The 3575-nt window shown below is 70.5% G+C and carries 1 protein-coding gene and 1 pseudogene; both read right to left on the bottom strand.

The annotated features are described in order from the left end of the window. Positions 1–67: 67 nt before the first annotated feature. Positions 68–2818, bottom strand: a complete 2751-nt coding sequence (locus tag ACFQ87_RS37900; protein ID WP_380615484.1) for an alkaline phosphatase family protein — start codon at positions 2816–2818, stop codon at positions 68–70. Positions 2819–2886: 68 nt separating this feature from the next. Beyond that, a pseudogene (locus tag ACFQ87_RS37895) lies at positions 2887–3575 on the bottom strand (ABC transporter permease); the annotation flags it as partial.

Raw genomic sequence — 3575 nt, 5'->3', positions numbered from 1 at the left:
GGCCCCCGGACTGGCGTGGTGCCGGCCCGGGGCCCGCTCATGGTTCCCCGGCGGGGATCAGCCGGGATCAGCCGTCGCTCTCCGCGGACGGCAGGTACGCGCCGGGCACGTCCTCCGGTGCGTGGATCTCGCTCTCACCCGGGTACGGGGTGGTCCAGTTGTGGGTCTGGTACCAGGTCAGGTGGTTCATCTGCACCGGGTTCGCGCGGTCCGGCGCGGCGTTCGGTCCGGTCAGCCGCTGCTTGGACTTCCAGGCGTCCCACTGGTCCGCGACGGCGCGCTCCGCCGCCGGCGGCACGGTCGTCACCGGGGCGGCGACCGCGCTGCGGTCCTGCTGCCCGGGCACGTCGACGCCGCACGCGGGCGGAGTCTTGAGGCCGTCGGTCAGCGAGGTCCGGTTGGGCACCGCGGTGAACGGCGTGAAGTCCGGCTTGTCGGTGAAGGCCGTGGCCATCGGGGTGGCCGCGCTGTCCTTCTGGTTCATCGGGTGGATCCCGAGGATCTGCTCGATGGTGCGGATCATCGTGATCTGCGAGTAGTAGCGGCTGTCGACGGCCCCGTGCTGCGCCCAGGGGCTGATGATCTGGATCGGGGCGCGGTGGCCGTCCACGTGGTCGAGGCCGGCCTGGGAGTCGTCCTCGACCACGAAGACGGCCGAGTCCTTCCAGTACTCGCTGTGCGAGATCTCGTCGACGATCTTGCCGACCGCCAGGTCGTTGTCGGCGACCTGCGCGCCCGGGCTGGCCGGACCGCCGGTGTGGTCGCTGGACAACCACAGCATGTTGAGGTTCGCCGGGCCGTTCTGCTCGAAGTCCTGCTTCCAGATCTGGTACCGGTACTGGTCCGGCACGTCCAGGTCGAACTTGGGGAAGCCGGGCACCGACACGTCGTTGAGCGAGGGGATCGGCGACGAGGAGTTGAGCGGGTAGGCGGTGTCCTGCCCGTTCGCGTCCATGGTCTTCGCGTCGCAGTACAGGTTCTGCCAGCTCGCGCCGTCGGGCTTGGTGAGGAACTGGTGGAACTCCCCGAAGTCCCGCACGTCCTGGCCCGCCGCCTGCGCGCCGGTCCACAGGAAACCCGAGCGCTGGTGGCCCAGGCCGTCGTCCTCGGTGTCGTAGCTGCGCTCGTACTCGCCCGCCGAGGACTCGGTGTACTCCGGGTTGTCGGCCTGCATCAGCCAGTTGTGGCCCTCGGCGGAGTTGGTGCCGATGTCGTAGGTGTTGTCGTAGAGCCCGAACTGCTCGGCCAGTGCGTGCTGGTTGGGCGTCACGTTCGCGCCGAACTGGGCCAGCTTCGGGTCGCCGTTGCCCTTCGCCAGGTCCCCGAAGAGCTGGTCGTAGGTGCGGTTCTCCTTGACGATCAGGAAGACGTGCTTGATCGTCGACGGGTCGCCGATCCGCGTCGGCACCGGCACCGGCTCGGCCTTGTGCCGGCCGGCGGTCTGCACCGACCCGCTGGTCCAGCCGTTCTGCCGGAAGACCTTGGCGGTCTGGGAGCGGATCTCACGGTCTCCGGGCAGCGTGAACTGGGTCAGGCTGGACGTGGTGTCGTGGGTGTTGTGCGCACCGGTGCTGTTGGGCCGCCGCGCGTCGATGCCACGGGTGTTGGAGACGACCACCTTCGAGCCGACGGTGGTGATCTCGGCGGGGAAGTAGTCCGTGGGCAGCAGGCCGACGTAGCTGACCGGCTCCTGCGCACCGCTGAAGCGGTAGACGGCCACCGCGTTGGCCCGGCCGAGGGTGACCAGCAGGTGCCCGTCGTCGGTGAGCGTCACGGCGGTGGGCTCGTAGCCCACCGAGGCCTCCGGCCACGGCTTGGTGGAGATGCTCTGCACCACCTTGTCGTGGGCGGTGTCGATGACCGACACCTCGTCGCTGTTCGTGTCGGTGACGAACAGTGTCCCGTTCTTGGCGTACAGCGACGTCGGGTGCAGGCCGACCTCGATGGTGCCGACGGCGGCGGACGGGTCCGCGAGGTCGATCACGCTGACGGTGCCCGTGGTGGTGGCACCGGTGTCCGGGTCAGCCACCACCTGGGTGCCGTAGGAGTTGATCGTGTCGTCGTCCGGGGTGGCCGGGCGCCCGCCCTCGTTGCCGACGTACAGCTTCCGGCCGACCTGCACGATGCCGCGCGGCGCGTTGCCGACCGTCCAGCTCTGCCCGATCGCGCCGGTCGCCGCGTTGATCGCGACCACCCGGTTCTGCCCGTTGACCGCCGCGTACACCGTCTTGCCGTCGGCGGAGAACACCGCTCCGGACGCCAGCGCGTGCTTGTCCCCGTCGGCCGGGATCGCCACCGTCACCGGGTTGGCCAGGGAGCCGTCGGCGTTCACGGTGAACTTGGTGTAGCCGTTGAGCTGCCCCAGCCACAGCTGCGAGCCGTCCGGCGAGTACACCGGAGCCTCCTGGCCGACCGAGCCGTCGGTCAGGTGCAGGTCGTCGCCCTTGGCCTTGCCGACGCGCTGCTGCACCTTGCCGGTCTTCAGGTCCACCACGACCAGCGACGCGTCACCGTCGGCGACCGAAGCGGCCAGGTGACCGCCGTCCGGGCTGACCCGGGACGCCATGATCTTGCCGTTGTCGATGACCAGCCGATCCCCGTACGGGGCCAGGTACTGGTCGCTGGAGATGACCTGGCCGTCGGCGGTGACCTGGCCGACCCGGTCGGTGCCGAACTGGTGGGTGGTCGCGAAAGCCGTGCCCGTGGCCACGGCCACCGCCGTGATGCACGCCGTGGCGAGAGTGGCCCGGCGGCCCGCACGCCGACCGAGGAGGACGAAGTGGTCCTTCTGGACGCGTCGACGACGCGTTACCTGCATGGCGTCAGCCCTTCGTTGGGTTCGTTGGGTTCGTTGATTTCATCGGGTGTGTCGGCCGCTGCGGCCGTTCAGTTCGTCGGGGAGGAGAACAGCGCGACCTGACCGTCGAACTGCCACAGCGGGTTCGGCGCGTCCCCGGTCGGGGTGTGCACCAGGAAGTAGCCGTTCACTTCCTTGGGCCCGTCGCCGTCGGCCATCAGCCGCCCGTCCGAGGCCACGTCGAGTTGGTAGACCGCCGTCCCCGGCGCGGCCGTCCCTGGCAGGTGCCAGGTGACGACGCAGCGCCAGTCGTTTCCCGGCCCCTCGGGGTCGACCTGGCCGTCACTCCGGTCGCACGCCGCCGTGACCCGCAGCTGGTCCTCCGTGACGGCGGGGCGGTGCAGCTGTTCGGTCTGCAGCCGGTACAGGTGCGCGAACACGGTCGCGACCGACCGCTGCACCTTCGCCTGCGAGATCCCCGAGCCCGTCGAGGGCGTGGCCACCGCGACCGCCCCGAAGGTCAGCGCGAGCAGCCCGGCCAGCGGCAGCACGCCGAAGGCGAGCGCGCGGCGCCCCGTGCCGTCCTCGCTCCCGTTGGTGAAGTCCCGCCGCACGAACAGCCGATAGGCCGCCGCCGTCGCCACCACGGCCCACACCAGGCTGACCGCGACGGCGATCAGCAGCTCGTCGAGCCGCGCCGGGTCCGCGAACAGCCCGTTCCAGGAGACGAAGGCGTAGCCGGGCAGCGCGAGCCGCAGCGCCACCGGCAGCGGCAGCA

The sequence above is a fragment of the Kitasatospora sp. NPDC056531 genome (genome assembly GCF_042794375.1).
Lineage (GTDB): Bacteria > Actinomycetota > Actinomycetes > Streptomycetales > Streptomycetaceae > Kitasatospora.
The sequence above is the reverse complement of the archived record's forward strand: the minus strand, read 5'-3'. Positions and strand labels throughout refer to the sequence as shown.

Excerpts from the sequence above, each read along its gene's own strand:
- ACFQ87_RS37900 (WP_380615484.1), bottom strand. The coding sequence starts at position 2,818 with ATGCAGGTAACGCGTCGTCGACGCGTCCAGAAGGACCACTTCGTCCTC.